This is a genomic window from Sphingomonas sp. G-3-2-10 (assembly GCF_012927115.1).
Lineage (GTDB): Bacteria > Pseudomonadota > Alphaproteobacteria > Sphingomonadales > Sphingomonadaceae > Sphingomonas.
Genome location: NZ_JABBFY010000001.1, coordinates 1,113,185 through 1,130,034 on the forward strand (window position 1 = coordinate 1,113,185; position 16,850 = coordinate 1,130,034).

A 16,850-nucleotide genomic window follows, 5' to 3' on the forward strand; every position below is an offset into this window, starting at 1 on the left:
GCGCATTCGCCTAAAGCCCCCTCATGTCCCGGCCCTATTACATCACCACCGCCATTCACTACCCGAATGGTCGCCCCCATATCGGTCACGCGTACGAGATGATCGCGGCCGACGCGATCGCGCGGTTCCAGCGTCAGCAGGGGCGCGACGTGCGCTTCCAGACCGGCACCGACGAGCATGGCCTGAAAATGGTCAAGACCGCGCGCGATCGCGGCGTCGAAGTCCGCGCGCTTGCCGACGAAATGTCCGGCTATTTCCATGAGATGGCGGATAAACTCGATATTTCGTGCGATCGTTTCATCCGCACCGTCGAGCCCGAGCATTATGCCGCCAGCCAGGCGATCTGGAAGGCGATGGAGGCCAATGACGACCTCTATCTCGATCGCTACGAAGGCTGGTATTCGGTCCGCGACGAAGCGTTCTACGAGGAAAAGGAACTGGTCGAAGGCGAGAGCGGCGAAAAGCTGTCGCCCCAGGGCACGCCGGTCGAATGGACCGCCGAGGAGACCTGGTTCTTCCGCCTGTCCAAATATCAGCAGCCTTTGCTCGATCTGTTCGAAAGCCAGCCCGACTTCATCCGCCCGGAATCGCGCCGCAACGAGATCCTGCGCTTCGTCGAAGGCGGCCTCACCGATCTGTCGGTCAGCCGTACCAGCTTCGATTGGGGCGTGCCGGTGCCCGGATCGCCCGGTCACGTCATGTATGTCTGGGTCGATGCGCTGACCAACTACATCACCGGCGTCGGTTACCCTGACGATCAGGCGATGTTCGACAAATATTGGCCGGCGGACCTGCATCTGATCGGCAAGGACATCGTCCGCTTCCACACGGTCTATTGGCCCGCCTTCCTGATGTCGGCGAAACTGCCGCTGCCGAAGCAGGTGTTCGGCCACGGCTTCCTGCTCAATCGCGGGGAAAAGATGTCGAAGTCGGTCGGCAATGTCGTCGATCCGATGCGGCTGGCCGAACTCTATGGCGTCGATGCGCTGCGCTATTTCCTGCTGCGCGACGTCAGCTTCGGCAATGACGGCACGTTCAGCGACGAAGCCATCGTCACGCGCGCCAATGCCGATCTGTCGAACAGCTTCGGCAATCTGGCGCAACGCGTCTGCGCCTTCATCGCCAAGAATCTCGACGGCAAGGTCGAGCCGGGCAGGGGCGAACCTGCCGACGCGGAACTTCTCTCCGAAGTTGACGCTGCCTGCACGGGCTTCGCCAAGGCGTTCGAGGATCTCGCGCTCAGCCAGGGCATCGAGAGCTGGATGGCGGGCGTCTTCGCCTGCAACGCCTTTATCGACACCCAGGCCCCGTGGGCGCTGCGCAAGACCGATCTGGAGCGGATGCATGCCGTGCTCGGCACGTTGCTGAAGGCAATTCATCGTCTCGCGGTGACGATTCAGCCGGTCGTGCCAACTTCGGCGGAACGATTGATCGCCCAACTCGGCTATGACGAGGCCAGCGGCACCTTCAACATCACCGCCCCGACCCCTATCTTCCCGCGACTGGAGCTTCAGCAGAGCGAGGAAGCGTGAGACTAGCCGACAGCCACTGCCATCTGAACTACAAAGGGCTTGTCGAAGAACAGGCGCAAGTCATTGCGCGTGCTCGGGAAACTGGCGTCGAAGCGATGCTCAACATCGCCACGCGCGAATCCGAATGGGACGATGTCCTCGCCGCGGCCGAGCGCGAGCCGGATGTGTGGGCCACGGTAGGCATCCATCCGCACGAGGCGGATGAACACCCCGATGTTGACACTGCGAAACTGGTCGCTCGCGCCCAACATCCCCGCATCGTCGGCATCGGCGAAACCGGCCTCGATTATTATTACGATCATAGCGACCGCGACCGTCAGCGGCACAGCTTCCGCTCGCACATCGCCGCCAGCCGCGAAACCCAGCTGCCGATCGTCATCCATACCCGCGATGCCGAAGAAGACACGGCGCAGATGCTCCGCGTGGAGATGGGGAAGGGGGCCTTTCCCGGCGTCATCCATTGTTTCACCGCCAGCGGCGCCTTCGCCGACATCGCGCTGGAACTCGGCCTCTACATCTCGATTTCCGGCATCGTGACCTTCAAGAACGCCAAGGAGCTTCAGGAAACCGCCGCGCGCCTGCCGCTCGACCGGCTCCTGATCGAAACCGACGCCCCCTTCCTCGCCCCGGTCCCCCATCGCGGCAAGACCGGCGAACCCGCCTTCGTCGCCGACACCTGCCGCTTCCTCGCGAAGCTGCGCGGCGAGGACGAGGACGCGCTGGCCGATGCGACGCGGCTCAACTTCCACCGCCTTTTCGCCAAAACCGCGGCGTGACGCGTTTCTCCCTTCGTCATCCCAGCGAACGCCGGGATCCAGAATCGGAGGCCGTGTCGCCTGAGACTCTGGATCCCGGCGTTCGCGGGGATGACGACTTCAGGGCAGGGGCGTGAAAGTCCGCATCCTGGGCTCAGGCACGTCGTCAGGCGTCCCGAGGATCGGCAACGACTGGGGTGATTGCGATCCCAGCGACCCGCGCAACCGCCGCACCCGCGCCTCGGTTCTCATATCCACCGCCACGACGAAGATCCTCGTCGATACGAGCCCCGACATGCGCGAACAGCTCCTCGCCGCGAACGTCAGCGATCTCGACGCAGTGATCTGGACCCATGATCACGCCGATCATTGTCACGGCATCGACGATCTGCGCCAGCTGATGCACCTGCGCGGCGGCGATCCCGTCCGCGGTCTCGCGCGGCCCTTCACGCTCGAACAGCTCCAGAGCCGCTTCGCCTATGCCTTTTACGGCCGCGCCGGCTATCGGCCGACGATCGAAGGCGATCTGCTCCACGATTGCTGCCGCATCGGCGACATCGCGATCAGCGTCGCGGATCAGCCGCACGGGGGCATTACCTCCGCCGGACTCCGCTTTGAAAGTGATGGGAAATCAATCGGATATTCCACTGACTTCAATGAAATGACGAACGAGATGCGCGATAATTTCCGCGATCTCGATCTGTGGGTAGTCGACGCCCTGCGCCATGCGCCGCACCCGACGCACCCGCATCTGGGCGCCACGCTCGAATGGATCGCCGAACTGAAACCGCGTCGCGCGGTGCTGGTGCATATGGACCAGTCGATGGACTTCGCTACCTTGTCCGCCGAATTGCCGCCCGGCGTCGAGCCGGGGCATGACGGACTGGAGATCGCGGCATGAGCGAATATGAAGGCGCGCGGGTCATCTATCTGCTGGCGGCGCTTGTGCTGGTTGCCAGCGGGCTGTGGGGAACGCGGCTGTCGCTGGGCAAGTCGTTGCGGCTGCTGCTGCTCTGGGCCGGCATCTTCCTGATCGCCTTCGTGATCGTCGACAATCGCCACGCCATCGGCCGCGCGATCGGGATCGTGCCCGACGATGCGCCGCTGGAAGTGCAGCCGACCGACAATAGCCGGATCGCCGGGATTTCCGGCGCGCAGGGAAGGGCCTGATCCGCGCGTTCGGCATTTGTTCATGAGGGGCAGGGCATGGATATCTCATGAATAATCAACTGCTTGCCTTGATCGTCGCTGCCGTCGCGCTGCTGATCGCCGCGCGGCTGCTCGCGGGTGGCTTCACGGTGCGCGGCCTGATCCAGAGCCTGGTCAGCTGGGCCGCGATCGGCCTGGTCGCGTTCATCGTGTTCACGCATCAGCAGGAACTCGGATCGCTGCTGGCACGCGTGTCGGAACGGCTCGGCTATGATCAGAAGGTCGAAGGCGACACCGTGCGCATTCCGATGAGCCGCGACGGCCATTTCTGGGCGCGCGTGACGATCAACGGGGTCGAGCGCCGGATGCTGGTCGATAGCGGCGCGACGATCACCGCCTTGTCCGAAAGCACCGCGCGCGAAGCCGGCATCGACATCGGCCGTGGCTTGCCCGTGGTCATCGAGACCGCCAACGGATCGGTTTCGGCGCGCAGCACACGCGCCAGGCTGGTCGAGGTCGGGCCGCTGCGGACCGGCGATCTCGAAGTCGTCGTCGCGCGGAGCTTTGGCGAGTTCGACGTGCTGGGGATGAACTTCCTGTCGCGCCTGGATTCCTGGCGCGTCGAGGGCAAGATGCTGGTGCTCGAGCCGGCACGCGGCGGCAATGACAACATCCGCGGAAGCAACAGCGCGGAAAAGGCCGATATGCCGGGCAAGAGGGACCAGCGCGAACCGTGAGGCCTCTCCCGGAACACCATTTTAATTTAACATAATGTATATTATCGTTCCAACGGATCAACTCCGGAAAGCCCCCTCCGCATGACTTTCACCAACATCGCCCCGGACGCTATTGAACGTCTCGTTCAGATCATGGCGCGCCTGCGCGATCCGGAGACCGGCTGCGAATGGGACACCGTCCAGACCTTCGCCACCATCGCACCCTATACGATCGAAGAAGCCTATGAGGTCGCCGACGCCTGCCAGCGCAACGACATGGCGGACCTCAAGGACGAGCTTGGCGACCTGCTTCTCCAGGTCGTCTTCCACAGCCGCATGGCCGAGGAAGCCGGCCACTTCGCCCTCGCTGACGTCATAACGTCGATCAGCGACAAGATGGAGCGCCGCCATCCGCACATATTCGGTGACGTCGCCGATGGCGGCCATCATCTATGGGAACAAATCAAGGCCGAAGAACGGGTTAGCAAGGGCGCGGAAAGTGCGCTGGACGGCGTCGCCCTCGGTCTTCCCGCCCTGCTCCGCGCCGAAAAGCTCCAGAAGCGCGCTGCCCGCACCGGCTTCGACTGGCCCGATCCGTCCGGCGCCCGCGCCAAGATCGACGAGGAAATCGCCGAAGTCGAAACCGCCGAGACGCCCGAGCATCGCGAGGAGGAAATCGGCGATCTGCTGTTTGCGGTGGTCAACTGGGCTCGCAAGCAGGGCGTCGACGCGGAAGCCGCGCTGCGCGCCGCCAACGGCAAGTTCGAACGCCGCTTCAAGGCGATGGAAGCCAGCGCCGGCGACGCTTTCCTGGATCTCGATCTGGATGCCAAGGAAGCGCTCTGGCAAGTCGTAAAGCGCGGTTGAGGGCTCAGATCAGCAAAGCCGGCTCCTCCCCCTCGTCCACCGGATAGCCTGCCGCGCGCCACGACGTCATGCCGCCATCCAGCGCGACCGCGCGGCGGAAGCCAAGCGCGCGGAGCGTCGCCGCCGCCAGCGTCGAGATTTTTCCCACCTCGCACACCGTCAGGATCTCGATCGTCGGATCGGGAAACGTCTCGTCGACCTTCATCTCGAGCTGACCGCGCGCCAGATGCCGTGCGCCGGGCACATGGCCGCGCGCATAGGCATCGCGCTCGCGCACGTCGAGGATCACGAAGTCGTTGCGCCGCTGCTCGAGGCGTTCCGCCAGTTCGTCGAGCGACAGGAACGGCGTTCCCGCAGCCGCCTCCGCCAGCAATTGCCGCACCGTCTTCCCGCCGGTCATGTTGGTGCGCAGCGCCTCGGTCAGATGCGTCGGGGTCGAAAGGTTGAGGCCCTGCATCATCGCGACGAACTCGGCCCGATCGCGCTTCTGCAACCGCGGATTGCCGGCAATCTCTGCACCGATGGTCGAATGCCCCTGCCCTTTGTAATCATGCGCGGGAAACACCAGCGTCCCGGGCTCCAGCTTCAGCAGCTTGCCGAACAGGCTGTCGTACAGCTGATCCGGATCGCCGCTGGGCAGGTCGGTCCTGCCAGTCCCGCCGATCAGCAGCGTATCGCCGGTGAACACCCGGTCCCCGACCTGTACGCTCATCGAATCCCGCGTGTGGCCGGGCGTATGCACGATACGAAAGCGCAGCTCGCCCAGTGCGATCAGATGCCCATCCTCGACATGCATGTCGACATAAGGCGCCGGGCTGTTCCGGTGCATCACGATCTGCGCGCCCAGCGCGTCGCGCAGTTGCTGTGCGGCCGAGAAATGATCGGCATGGGTATGCGTTTCGATGATGTAGCGCACCCTCAGCCCTTCGCGGCTGGCGATCCCCAGATACCGGTCCGCCTGCCCCAGCGCCGGATCGATGATCGCGGCGGTGCAGCTCGTCTCGCATCCGACGATGTACGATTGGCATCCGCTATCCGATATCTGCTGGAAGAACATTGGCTTATCCTCCAATATCAATAACCGTATGCAAGATAGCGATGGTAAAGCAGGATCTCGCTGCGCAGGAAACGGTACCAGCTACCCCAATCCTGATAAAAGGTCGCGGGCGTGGGTTCACCCGCCACATCCATCCCCAGATCGCGGGCCATTCGCAGCGACCGCATCATGTGCAGCGGTTCGGTCACCACCAGGGCGGTCTTCGCGCCATTGGCCTGCATCACCTTGCGCGCCTCGCTGAAGTTCATCGAAGTCGTCCAGGATTGCGTTTCGATCAGGATTGCCTGTGGCGGCACCCCCAGTGCAATCGCCCGGTCCCGCCCGGCCAGCGCCTCCGCAGGTTCCCTGCCAAAAGCCGTTCCCGTCATCAGCAGGCGATGCACCCTTCCCGCCTTGTACAGATCCACGGCGTGGCGGATGCGCGCATCGAACGCCGCCGATGGTTCGCCGCGTGTAACCCCCGCGCCCAGTACGATCGCGACATCGGCATTGCGCGTCGAATGCCGGCCGCCATCGATCTGGATCGCGACGACGAGCCAGAGCAGCCAGCCGGCCAACAGGATCGAAAGCGCGCCCAGCAACCGCAGCGGCCAGCGCAACAGCCGCCATGCCTCGCGCATCAGCCAACTGCCCAGCCAATCCTCATCGGTTACGCTGTCCAGCCCGCTCATGCTTTGCCCCCTCCAGACATCGCTACAGCGCGCGCAGCGTTCGCATGATCATCAACACGACATCTACCGCGAACAGGATCAGCGCCAGTACGAACAGCGTGACGGCAAGCGGCTCCGGCGCACCATGATCGTGCGCGATCGCCGCCGAGACCAGCAGCGCACCGACAGCCAGCGGCACGATCTGCCAGTTACGGATGCGGAAGGGCGATTTCCTGGCCTTGGGTGCCTGAGCGTTGGAGAGCCCCTTCGGCCGCCTGGGTCTCCGTTTGCCGGACCGCCCGCGCGAACGGTCCATCCGCCAGTCCAGATGCAACAGCAACGGAACGAAGAAAATGAGGAGATAGATTCCGATACTCGCGATCATGAGCGGCAACCTTCGATCGATGCGGCCAAATGCCCGCCTGCCTCTATCGCTTTTGCCATCCGCCGCTCAGCGCGATCGTAGCCCGAACCGCTCGAAATCACGCGGCGCCATCCGCACTTCATAGACCACGCGTTCGCCTTCGATCGACTGGTCGATCACCTCGCCATGCTGATGCAGCCACGCAGCGCCCGCGCCATCGGCGGGGTCGAGCAGGATCGTGTAGCGCCGGTGCCCCTCGGTCAGCCGTGCCGCGACTGCTTCGATCAGGATCGCCACGCCCTCCCCCGTCCAGGCGGACAGCGCCACCACGTCTTCGCGCTTCGTCGCTTCGGCCAGCGCTTCCTCGCGCCGTTCGTCGTCGAGCAGGTCGAGCTTGTTCCACGCCTCGAACCGCGGGGTTTCCAGCGACACGCCGATCTCGCCCAGCACCTTCTCGACATCGGTGCGCTGCGCCTCGCTGTCGGGATGGGCGATGTCGCGGACATGGATCAGCAGATCGGCCGACACCACTTCCTCCAGCGTCGCCTTGAACGCCGCAACCAGCTGGGTCGGCAGTTCGGAAACGAAGCCCACCGTGTCGGAAAGGATTGCCTTGTCGATCCCCGGCAACTGGATCTGGCGCAGCGTCGGATCCAGCGTGGCGAAGAGAAGGTTTTCCGCCATGACGTCAGCGCCGGTCAGGCGATTGAAAAGCGTGGACTTTCCGGCGTTGGTATAACCGACCAGCGCAATCACCGGCCAAGGGGCACGCTGGCGCCGGTCGCGATGGAGGCTTCGCGTTCGGCTGACCTGATCGAGTTCCTTCTTCAGCCGCGCCATCCGGTCGCGGATCAGCCGGCGATCGGCTTCGATCTGGGTTTCACCCGGACCGCCAAGGAAACCGAAGCCGCCGCGCTGCCGCTCGAGATGGGTCCAGCTGCGCACCAGCCGGCCCGCCTGATAATCGAGATGGGCGAGTTCGACCTGCAACCGGCCCTCGGCCGTGCGCGCGCGCTCGCCGAAGATTTCGAGGATCAGCCCGGTACGGTCGATCACCTTGCATCCCAGCGCGGTTTCGAGATTGCGCTGCTGCACCGGCGTCAACGCCGCATCGAACACGGCGAGGTCCAGTTCGCGATCACGCACCGTTTCCGCCAGCGCCTCGACCTGACCCGAACCGATCAGCGTACCCGGCTTGGGCTGGCGCAGGCGGAAGCTGACCTTCTCGATCACTTCCACACCGATCGCCAGCGCCAGACCCGCGGTTTCCTCAAGGCGCGCGTCAGGGTCGCGCGAGCTGCCTCCCGTGTCGGGATAGACGACTGCCGCCCTCGCCCCGCGAGTGAACTCGCTGGCGTCGCGATCGAAACCGGTACTCATACGTTGGACCTTACTCAGTCCTCGCCATTCTGTTCCTCGGCGAGGTTCAGCGGATGTGCGGGCTGGATGGTGGAAACCGCATGCTTATAGACCAGCTGGGCCATGCCCTCGCGCTGGAGCAGCATGCAGAACAGGTCGAACGCCGCGATCTGCCCCTGCAGCATCACGCCGTTCACCAGGAACATGGTGACATTTTCCTGCTGCTTACGGATCGCGTTCAGGAAAATTTCCTGCAAAACCGGGTTCTTGGCCTGATATTCTCCAACCTGATCCAAGAGTTGCTCGAGGTCCACCGCGCCCGAGGGCATGATCGTGGAAATGGCATGCTTGTAGATCAGCTGCGACTGGCCGTCGCGGCGGAGCAGGACGGAGAAATTGTCGAACCAGGTCACGATGCCCTGGAGCTTCACGCCCTTGACGAGGAACATGGTGACGGGGGTCTTGGAACGTCGCAGCGAGTTCAGGAACAGGTCCTGGAGCGAGGTCTGCTTGTCGGCCATCAATGGGCTCCACTATTTTTGGCGGGGTCTGTCCCGCTGGGCGCCGTTTCCCGGCGTCGGAGTCGCGCCACCGCTGGCGCGCAGAGCCAATCTAGGGATTCCGCCCCCTTCCGTCCAGTTGGATGCTTGATCGGGGTGCTTCATTTTCCTAAGTGAGCCGCGCGAGGCCACGCCCTCCCCCGCAATGTCGCGGGCAAAAGCCCGGGACGGCCCGGCCCTTCAAAGGAGGGCCCTATGGCCTGGATTGCTTTGTTCGTCGCCGGTCTGCTCGAAATCGTGTGGGCTTATTTCATGAAGCTGTCGGACGGTTTCAGCCGCCCCGGCGCGACGATCGCTACCTTCGTCTTCATGTTCGCCAGCTTCGCCCTGCTTGCCTGGGCGATGAAGCAGTTGCCGCTCGGCACCAGCTACATGATCTGGACCGGAATCGGCGCGGTCGGCGCGTTTGCCGTGGGCGTGATGGTGCTCGGCGAAAGCGCCAGCCTGATGCGCATCGCCGCCGCGGGGCTGATCGTGTCGGGCATCGCGCTGATGAAGCTGGCTACGCCGTAATCTCTTTAGCCCCTCCCCTGAGGGGGGGGCTAAGAAGGAAGATCAGTCCTCCCGCGTCTCGGTGATCCCCAGCAGCTTCAGCTTGCGGTGGAGCGCCGAGCGTTCCATCCCGATGAAGCTCGCGGTGCGCGAGATGTTGCCCGAGAAGCGGCGGATCTGGATCTTCAGATACTCCCGCTCGAACGTCTCGCGTGCTTCCTTCAGCGGGGCACCCATGATCGCGTTGGCGCCCATGCCATTGCCCATCTCGCCCGGCTTGCCGAGTACTTCGGGGGGCAGCAGGTCGAGATCGATCCGTCCGATCCGGTCGCCCGGAGCAAGAATGACGGTGCGCTCGACCACGTTGCGAAGCTGGCGGACATTGCCCGGCCATTCATAGCTTTGCAGCGCGACGATTGCGTCCGCAGCCACTTCGGGAGTCGGAACGCGTCGTTCGCTGGCGTAATGCGCCACGAAATGCTCGACCAGCACCGGGATATCCTCGCGCCGCTCCGTCAGCGGGGGGATCACCACCGGGACCACGTTGAGGCGGTAATAAAGGTCCTCGCGGAAGCGGCCCTCGGCGATTTCCGTCATCAGGTCCCGCGCCGTGGCCGAAACCACGCGCACATCGACCTTCACTACGCGCGTACCGCCGACGCGGCTGAAGCTCTGATCGGTCAGTACGCGCAGGATACGCGCCTGCGTCGCGACAGGCATGTCCGCGATCTCGTCGAGGAACAGCGTGCCGCCATGCGCCTGCTCCAGCAGGCCGGTGCGGACGAGGTCGCCATTCTCCTCGACCCCGAACAATTCCTCGTCGACCCGCTCGGGCGTCATCCGCGCCGCGCTGACGATGATGAACGGCGCCTGCGCCCTCTGGCTCCAGCCGTGCAAAAGCCGCGCGGCGACTTCCTTGCCCACGCCCGCGCCGCCGCTGATCAGCACGCGGCTGCCGGTCGAGGCAACGCGCTTGAGGGTCGCACGCACCGCGTTGATCGAACCCGACATGCCGGTCAGGTCTTCCTCGCGCCCGATCGACGCGCGCAGCGTCGCCACTTCGCGGCGCAGCCGCTCGGTTTCGGTCGCACGCTCGACCAGCCACAGCAGCCGCTCGGCCTCGAACGGCTTCTCGATGAAATCCACCGCGCCGCGGCGGATCGCGGCCACCGCGGTATCCAGATTGCCGTGCCCCGAGATCACCAGCACCGGGATCGAGGGGTCGCGGCGCTTGATCTCGTCGAGCAGTTCCAGTCCGTCGAGCCGCGAGCCCTGCAGCCACACGTCGAGCAGGACGAGGCTCGGCCGGCGGTCGGCGATCGCGTTCAGCGCGGAATCGCTGTCGGCTGCGCCGCGCGTTTCATAGCCCTCATCCTCGAGGACTCCCGCGACCAGTTCGCGGATGTCGCGCTCGTCGTCGACGACCAGGATATCGAGGCTCATGACTTGTTCCCACGGGTAAGCGCCGCCGGGCGCGCATCGGCGCTGTCGGCGGTATCGGAATCGGCGGTGACCATGTTGGCCAGCGCATCGGTGTCGAAGCAGATGGTGACGATGGTTCCACCGCCCGGCCGGTCGGTGAAGCCGATCGTGCCGCAATGCTCCTCGACGATCTTCTTGACGATCGCGAGCCCCAGCCCGGTGCCCCGGCTGCGCGTGGTCATATAGGGCTCGACGATCCGGTCGCGTTCGACGGGCAGCCCGACGCCATTGTCCGCGACAGTGAGCATCACCCTGCCCTCCTCGCCATCGAGGATGGTCAGCACGATCTCGCCACGCGGCAGCGCCTCGCCTTCGCCGCGCCCCTCGATCGCCTCGACTGCGTTCTTGACGACGTTGGTCAGCGCCTGACCGATCTGACGGCGGTCGCAGACGAGGTTGGGGGCGGGATCGGGCGTATCCATCTCGAAGCGGATCGTAGGATGTGCGACTTCGTGGAGGAACATCGACTGGCGGGCGATGTCGAGCAGCGATTCCCGGCGGAACAGCGGCTTGGGCATCCGTGCGAAGGACGAGAATTCGTCGACGATCCGGCGAAGGTCGCCGACCTGGCGAATGATCGTGTCGGTCAGCCGCGCGAACGTGCCGTCCTCGGCATCGATCTTCTTGCCATAGCGGCGCTGGAGACGTTCGGCCGCGAGCTGGATCGGAGTCAGCGGGTTCTTGATCTCGTGCGCGATCCGGCGTGCTACGTCCGACCATGCCGCGCGGCGCTGGTCGAGCAGCTGCTGGGTGATGTCGTCGAAGGTCAGAACCTGCCCTTCGTCGTCCCGGGTGATCTTCACCGCCAGCGTACGCGGATCGCCGCCCGGCGACACCTGCACCACCGCTTCGCGCTCCGGTCCGTCGAGAAGCGCGGCAAGTTCCGGCGCGATCTCGGCCAGCGGCTTGCCCGTCACGTCGCCCTGACGCAGCATCGCCATCGCCGAGGCATTGAGCAGCCGCACGTTGCGGTCCGCATCGATCGAAACCACGCCTGCGGTCACGCCGGACATCACCGCTTCGATCAGCGCGCGGCGGCTCTCGGACTCGGCATTGGCCGTGACCAGCGCGTTGGTGGAGATCTGGAGCCGCTCGGTCATCCGGTTGAACGCGCCGGCGAGCACGCCGACCTCGTCCTGCGTCTTCGGCTCGGGCACGCGCACGCCAAGGTCGCCCTCGGCCACGCCTCGCGCCGCAGCAACCAGTTCGTTGACCGGCCGCACCAGCCTGTCGGCGACCCGCAGCGCGATGAAGACGACGATGCCGATCACGAGGAGCGAGATCACCAGCAGCGCGATGTTGAACTGGAGCTGGAGTGCGCGGGTGCGGTTGAGCAGCGACTGATAGTCGGTGAACACCGCCCGCACACGGTCCATGCGGCTCACCATCTCCTTCGCGTCGCCTTCGCGGGTCGAATAGAGGAGATAATCGGTGCCCGCGACGCGCGCGATCGAATAGGTCCGTGCGGCAGTCATCCCCACCACGCTCTGCGCGGTGCCGCCCTTCAGCTTGCGGATCTCGTCGGCCGGAACGTCCTGCATCGGATTGCGATCGGAGTTCTTGACCATCGCGATGGCCTGAAGCTCGCCATTGGGGCGAACCGAAAACAGCACCGAGTTCGACAGGCTGCGCTGATAGACGTCCTGTGCAAAAGTGGTCTGGAAATCGATGCTTTGCGGTTCCCAGCGGCGATCGAACAGCATGATGTTCACGTCGTTGGCCATCGCGACATTCTCGTTGTCGACATAGCTCAACAACTGCGCATAGGATTCCTGGGCCAGTTTCTGCGAATTCTCGAGCATTCCCTGCGTTCGCGCGGAGAACCAGAATTCGGCGCCATACTGGAACAGCAGCGATGCGATTACCGCCAGCAGCACCGTCGGCACGCACGCCAGCAACGAGAAGATCGCGACCAGACGGACATGGAGCGCCCCTCCGCCCAATGCCGCCGCAGCAGCCCGCTTGCGCGCCATGCGCCGCCCGATCAGCACGATCAGCGATCCGCAGGCCAACAGGTTCGCGACAAGCAACAGCGCCACCAGCGGCGGCGTTAGCAACTGCTCGGATTCGTTGCGTCCGGCGACGATGAACCAGGTGAGAAGGGCGATCGCGACGGCGATTCCGAGGACGCCGAACTCGATTGCCGGGGTAACCGAGAACCACCGCTTGCGAGCGGCTTCTGCGGTCATCGGCGTGGTAACGGCATCCATCGTGACATGGCTACAACAGGATTGTGGCCGGAAAAACACATAATGTGATCAGATTGTCGCTATTCGGTACCATCCTGTCGCCCACCGGCAACAGCAATCCCCAATGTGTCGAGCCGCTTGCGCAGCGTATTGCGGTTGATCCCCAGCGACCGCGCGGCGCGCAACTGGTTCTGCCCGTGGCGGCTCAGCATCGCTTCGATCAGCGGCCGCTCCACTTCGCCGATGATGCGATCGTAGAGCGAACCATCGTCGAGCGACTGCGGTTCCTCGATCGCGATCCGCTCCAGCCGGGCGCGCACCGCTGCTTCGATCCCCTCGTCGCGAACCGTCGACGGAGCCGCGCCCATATTGGCCTCGCCCAGCGCGCGACGCATCCCCGCGGCGTCGATCCACTCGTCGCGGCTGAGCGCAGCGATACGGCGCATGAGGTTCTCGAGCTCGCGGACATTGCCCGGCCAGTCATAGGCCTCGAGCACCGCGACCGCGTCCTTGTCGAGCTGCTTGCGGGGCAGTCCGTCCTCGGCGGCGCGATCGAGGAAGTGCCTTGCGAGCAACGGCACGTCCTGCCGGCGCTCGCGCAACGAGGGCAGCGCGATCGGCACGACGTTTAGCCGGTAGAACAGATCCTCGCGGAACTGGCCGCTGTTCACCAGCGCCGCCAGATCCTTGTTGGTCGCCGCCACGATGCGCACATCGGCGCGGATCGTGCGCGCACCGCCCACGGTGGTGAACTCGCCCGACTGGAGCACGCGCAGCAGGCGGGTCTGGGCATCCATCGGCATGTCGCCGATTTCGTCGAGGAACAGCGTGCCACCCGCCGCCTGCTCGAACTTGCCCGCGACGCGCGCCGCAGCGCCGGTAAAGGCCCCGCGCTCATGCCCGAACAGTTCGGCTTCGATCAGTTCGCGCGGGATTGCCGCCATGTTGAGCGCGACGAACGGCGCGCGCTTGCGCGGACCGAGTTCGTGGATCGCACTGGCGACCAGTTCCTTGCCGGTGCCCGACTCGCCCGAGACCAGCACGGTCAGGTCGTTCGAGACCACCCGCGCGATCACGCGATACACTTCCTGCATCGCCGGCGAGCGGCCGATCAGGGTCGTCCCCGCGCCGCCATCGAATTCGGGGGCTTCGGAAGGCCGCCGCCGCCCCTTCGCGATCGCACCACGCACCGCCTGGGTCAGCACGTCGAGATCGAACGGCTTGGGCAGATAGTCGAACGCCCCTACCTCGGTCGCACGCACCGCCGTCGCCAGCGTGTTTTGCGCCGAAAAGACGATCACCGGCAGATCGGGATGATCGCCGAGCAACCCCGCGACCAGATCGAGGCCGTTGCCATCGGGCAGCACCACATCGGTGACCAGCACTTCGGGCATGGCCAGGCGGAACTCGCGGTGGAATTCGGCGACGCTGCCCGCCGTTGTCACCCGATGCCCCTCGCGCTTCAACGCCGCGGCGACGACGGTGCGGATCGCGGCGTCGTCATCGACGACAAGGACGGTGCCGGGGCTGGTCATTTGGAAGCTCTGGGCAGGAGGATGCGGAAGACGGTGGACTCGTTGTGGCCCGTGCGCTCGCGCGAATATTGGATGATGCCGCCCATGTCGCGGACCAGCTTCTCGACCAGCGGCAGGCCAAGGCCCTTGCCCTCGGGCTTGCCCGACACGAACGGCTCGAACAGATGCTCGGCGATGTCCTCGGGCGCGCCGGGGCCATTGTCCATGACGAGGATCTCGATCGGCAGCGGCTGGCGCGGCCGCCCCTGCCCCGTGCTGACCGACATGCCGTGGCGATAGGCAGTGGAAAGAGTGATGCGCGGCTGGGCAAGGCCGACCAGAACCTCTGCGGCGTTCTTCAGCAGGTTCAGCATCACCTGAAGGAAAGCGTCCGGGTCGATCAGGACCGGTGGCAGCGAGGGATCGAACCGTTCCTCGATCACCATCCCGCGCGCAAACCCGGCCAGCGCGACGCGCCGGGCATGATCGAGCAGCGGATAGACATTGGTCGGTGCGAGCTTGAGCGGGCGGGTGTCGGTGAAATCCTGCATCCGGTCGATCAGCGCGGCGATGCGATCGACTTCGGTAGTAATCAGCTGGGTCAGCTCCGGTCCTTCGCTGCCGCCGCCCATGCCGAGCAACTGCGCCGCGCCGCGAATGCCCGAAAGCGGGTTCTTGATCTCGTGCGCAAGCATCGCCGCCGCGCCCACCGCCGCGCGGGCGCCAGCCGAACGATCGCCGCCATGCGCGGCGCGACGCGGCGCGTGGTGCAGCGTCACGATCCGCCAGCCGGGATGATCGGCTACCGACGTCTCGACGAAATCGACGCGGATGCGCGCGCCGCGCACGGCCTCGATCTCGACGTCATAGGCAGCGAAGCCGCGCCCGTCGCGCCGGTCGGCATAATCGTCGGGCGGCAGCAGGACAGCGTCGTAGGGCTGCCCCGCCATCGCGGTCTCGCTATGGTTGAGCAGCAATTCGCACGCGGCATTGGCATGGGCGATGCGGCCATCGGGATCGATGACGAGCACCGCCACGGGCAAGGCCGCGAACATCTCGCCAAAGCCCGGCCCGCTGACGGGCGCCGGCTTCGCGCGGATCAGGCCGCGGCGCGGGAACGCCACGGCGCGTAGAATTCAGCGAGCATCTTCAGGACCGTGTCGGGATCGGCGATCTTGTTGACGCCATTTCGGAACTCCGCCGAGCCATGCAGCCCCTTGGTGTACCAGCCGATATGCTTGCGCATCATGTTCACGCCGACTTCGTTGCCATACAGGCTCAGCGAGTCGCGATAATGCGCTGTAATGATGTCATATTGCTCGTCGAGCGCGGGATCGGGCCGCTCGCCCTGCCCCGACAGTTCGTCCATCACCTGCTTTAGGATCCACGGCTTACCATAGGAGCCGCGGCCGATCATGACGCCATCCGCGCCCGATTGCGCGAGCGCGGTGCGGGCGTCGTCGGCGTTCAGGATGTCGCCATTGACGATGACGGGGATCGAGACCGCATCCTTCACCTTGCGCACGAACGCCCAGTCGGCGCTGTCGCGATACATCTGGTTGCGGGTGCGGCCGTGGACGGTGACCATCTTCACGCCGAGATCCTCGGCGATCCGTGCCAGTTCGGGCGCGTTGAGGCTCGAATGGCACCACCCCATCCGCATCTTGAGCGTGACGGGCACCTTCACCGCCTTCACCACCGCCTCGACCAGCTGGCTGGCAAGCGGCAGATCGCGCATCAGCGCCGATCCGGCATCGCCATTGGTCACCTTGCGGACCGGGCAGCCCATATTGATGTCGACGATCGCCGCGCCGCGATCCTCGGAGAGTTTCGCCGCTTCGCCCATTTCATAGGGCGTGCAGCCGACCAGCTGCATCGACACCGGGTCCTCGATCGGATCCCATGCGAATTTCTGGACCGACTGGCGCGTCTCGCGGATCGCCGCCTGGCTCGCCACCATCTCGGTGACGTTGAGGCCCGATCCATAGCGGCGCACCACCCGCCGGAACGGCAGGTCGGTGACACCCGTCATCGGGGCGAGGATCACCGGTACGTCGATCTTTACCGGACCGACCTGGATGGGAGCGAGCGTCGTCATGATCTGCCTGAAAAATAGGCAGCGGCCTCTACGCGTACAAGCGGAGATTGGCAAGTTGGGGAAGGC

Annotated in this window: 17 protein-coding genes; 7 read left to right on the forward strand and 10 right to left on the reverse strand. The window is 65.0% G+C overall.

What is annotated here, in order from left to right; genetic code table 11:
- Positions 1-23: 23 nt before the first annotated feature.
- The 6 genes from metG to mazG all read left to right on the forward strand — a co-directional run bounded on the left by metG (position 24) and on the right by mazG (position 5,019).
- Positions 24-1,532: a methionine--tRNA ligase gene (gene metG / locus HHL13_RS05605; protein ID WP_169554736.1), complete on the forward strand. Its 1,509-nt coding sequence runs from the start codon at positions 24-26 to the stop codon at positions 1,530-1,532.
- A complete protein-coding gene (locus HHL13_RS05610) occupies positions 1,529-2,308 on the forward strand; it encodes a TatD family hydrolase (protein ID WP_169554737.1) in 780 nt (259 codons plus the stop codon). The genes metG and HHL13_RS05610 overlap by 4 nt, the downstream gene beginning before the upstream one ends.
- Positions 2,309-2,420: 112 nt before the next feature.
- The gene (locus tag HHL13_RS05615) at positions 2,421-3,188 is read left to right on the forward strand and encodes an MBL fold metallo-hydrolase (protein WP_169554738.1); all 768 of its coding nucleotides are present in this window, start codon (positions 2,421-2,423) and stop codon (positions 3,186-3,188) included.
- Complete coding sequence (locus tag HHL13_RS05620; RefSeq protein ID WP_169554739.1) at positions 3,185-3,457, forward strand: hypothetical protein; 273 nt, start codon at positions 3,185-3,187, stop codon at positions 3,455-3,457. The genes HHL13_RS05615 and HHL13_RS05620 overlap by 4 nt, the downstream gene beginning before the upstream one ends.
- A gap of 47 nt (positions 3,458-3,504) precedes the next feature.
- Positions 3,505-4,173 (forward strand): TIGR02281 family clan AA aspartic protease, encoded by a 669-nt coding sequence (locus HHL13_RS05625; RefSeq protein WP_169554740.1) that lies wholly within the window; start codon positions 3,505-3,507, stop codon positions 4,171-4,173.
- 81 nt (positions 4,174-4,254) lie between these two features.
- Complete coding sequence (mazG, locus tag HHL13_RS05630) at positions 4,255-5,019, forward strand: nucleoside triphosphate pyrophosphohydrolase (RefSeq protein ID WP_169554741.1); 765 nt, start codon at positions 4,255-4,257, stop codon at positions 5,017-5,019.
- A gap of 4 nt (positions 5,020-5,023) precedes the next feature.
- Here mazG and HHL13_RS05635 read toward each other — a convergent pair whose 3' ends face one another.
- From HHL13_RS05635 to hfq, 5 genes are all read right to left on the reverse strand, one after another.
- Complete coding sequence (locus HHL13_RS05635; protein WP_169554742.1) at positions 5,024-6,076, reverse strand: MBL fold metallo-hydrolase; 1,053 nt, start codon at positions 6,074-6,076, stop codon at positions 5,024-5,026.
- 17 nt (positions 6,077-6,093) lie between these two features.
- Positions 6,094-6,747, reverse strand: a complete 654-nt coding sequence (locus tag HHL13_RS05640) for a YdcF family protein (RefSeq protein ID WP_169554743.1) — start codon at positions 6,745-6,747, stop codon at positions 6,094-6,096.
- A 22-nt stretch (positions 6,748-6,769) separates the two neighbouring features.
- On the reverse strand, positions 6,770-7,111 hold the full coding sequence (locus HHL13_RS05645; RefSeq protein ID WP_169554744.1) for a hypothetical protein: 342 nt from the start codon (positions 7,109-7,111) through the stop codon (positions 6,770-6,772).
- 66 nt (positions 7,112-7,177) lie between these two features.
- Complete coding sequence (gene hflX / locus HHL13_RS05650) at positions 7,178-8,470, reverse strand: GTPase HflX (protein ID WP_169554745.1); 1,293 nt, start codon at positions 8,468-8,470, stop codon at positions 7,178-7,180.
- 14 nt (positions 8,471-8,484) lie between these two features.
- A complete protein-coding gene (hfq, locus tag HHL13_RS05655) occupies positions 8,485-8,970 on the reverse strand; it encodes an RNA chaperone Hfq (protein WP_169554746.1) in 486 nt (161 codons plus the stop codon).
- A 234-nt stretch (positions 8,971-9,204) separates the two neighbouring features.
- Here hfq and HHL13_RS05660 point away from each other — a divergent pair, with 234 nt between their 5' ends.
- Positions 9,205-9,522, forward strand: coding sequence for a multidrug efflux SMR transporter (locus HHL13_RS05660; protein ID WP_169554747.1), 318 nt, complete (start codon positions 9,205-9,207; stop codon positions 9,520-9,522).
- Between the two features lie 42 nt (positions 9,523-9,564).
- Here HHL13_RS05660 and HHL13_RS05665 read toward each other — a convergent pair whose 3' ends face one another.
- The 5 genes from HHL13_RS05665 to dusB are packed head-to-tail and all read right to left on the reverse strand — an operon-like array spanning position 9,565 to position 16,784.
- Positions 9,565-10,944: a sigma-54 dependent transcriptional regulator gene (locus tag HHL13_RS05665; RefSeq protein WP_169554748.1), complete on the reverse strand. Its 1,380-nt coding sequence runs from the start codon at positions 10,942-10,944 to the stop codon at positions 9,565-9,567.
- Positions 10,941-13,193 carry an ATP-binding protein gene (locus HHL13_RS05670; RefSeq protein ID WP_169554749.1) on the reverse strand — a complete coding sequence of 751 codons (2,253 nt, stop codon included), beginning with the start codon at positions 13,191-13,193 and terminating at the stop codon, positions 10,941-10,943. Before HHL13_RS05670 ends, HHL13_RS05665 begins: the two co-directional genes overlap by 4 nt.
- Before the next feature lie 59 nt (positions 13,194-13,252).
- Positions 13,253-14,707, reverse strand: coding sequence for a nitrogen regulation protein NR(I) (gene ntrC / locus HHL13_RS05675; protein WP_169554750.1), 1,455 nt, complete (start codon positions 14,705-14,707; stop codon positions 13,253-13,255).
- A complete protein-coding gene (locus HHL13_RS05680; RefSeq protein WP_169554751.1) occupies positions 14,704-15,810 on the reverse strand; it encodes an ATP-binding protein in 1,107 nt (368 codons plus the stop codon). The genes ntrC and HHL13_RS05680 overlap by 4 nt, the downstream gene beginning before the upstream one ends.
- Complete coding sequence (gene dusB, locus HHL13_RS05685; protein WP_169554752.1) at positions 15,786-16,784, reverse strand: tRNA dihydrouridine synthase DusB; 999 nt, start codon at positions 16,782-16,784, stop codon at positions 15,786-15,788. Before dusB ends, HHL13_RS05680 begins: the two co-directional genes overlap by 25 nt.
- Positions 16,785-16,850 lie beyond the last annotated feature (66 nt).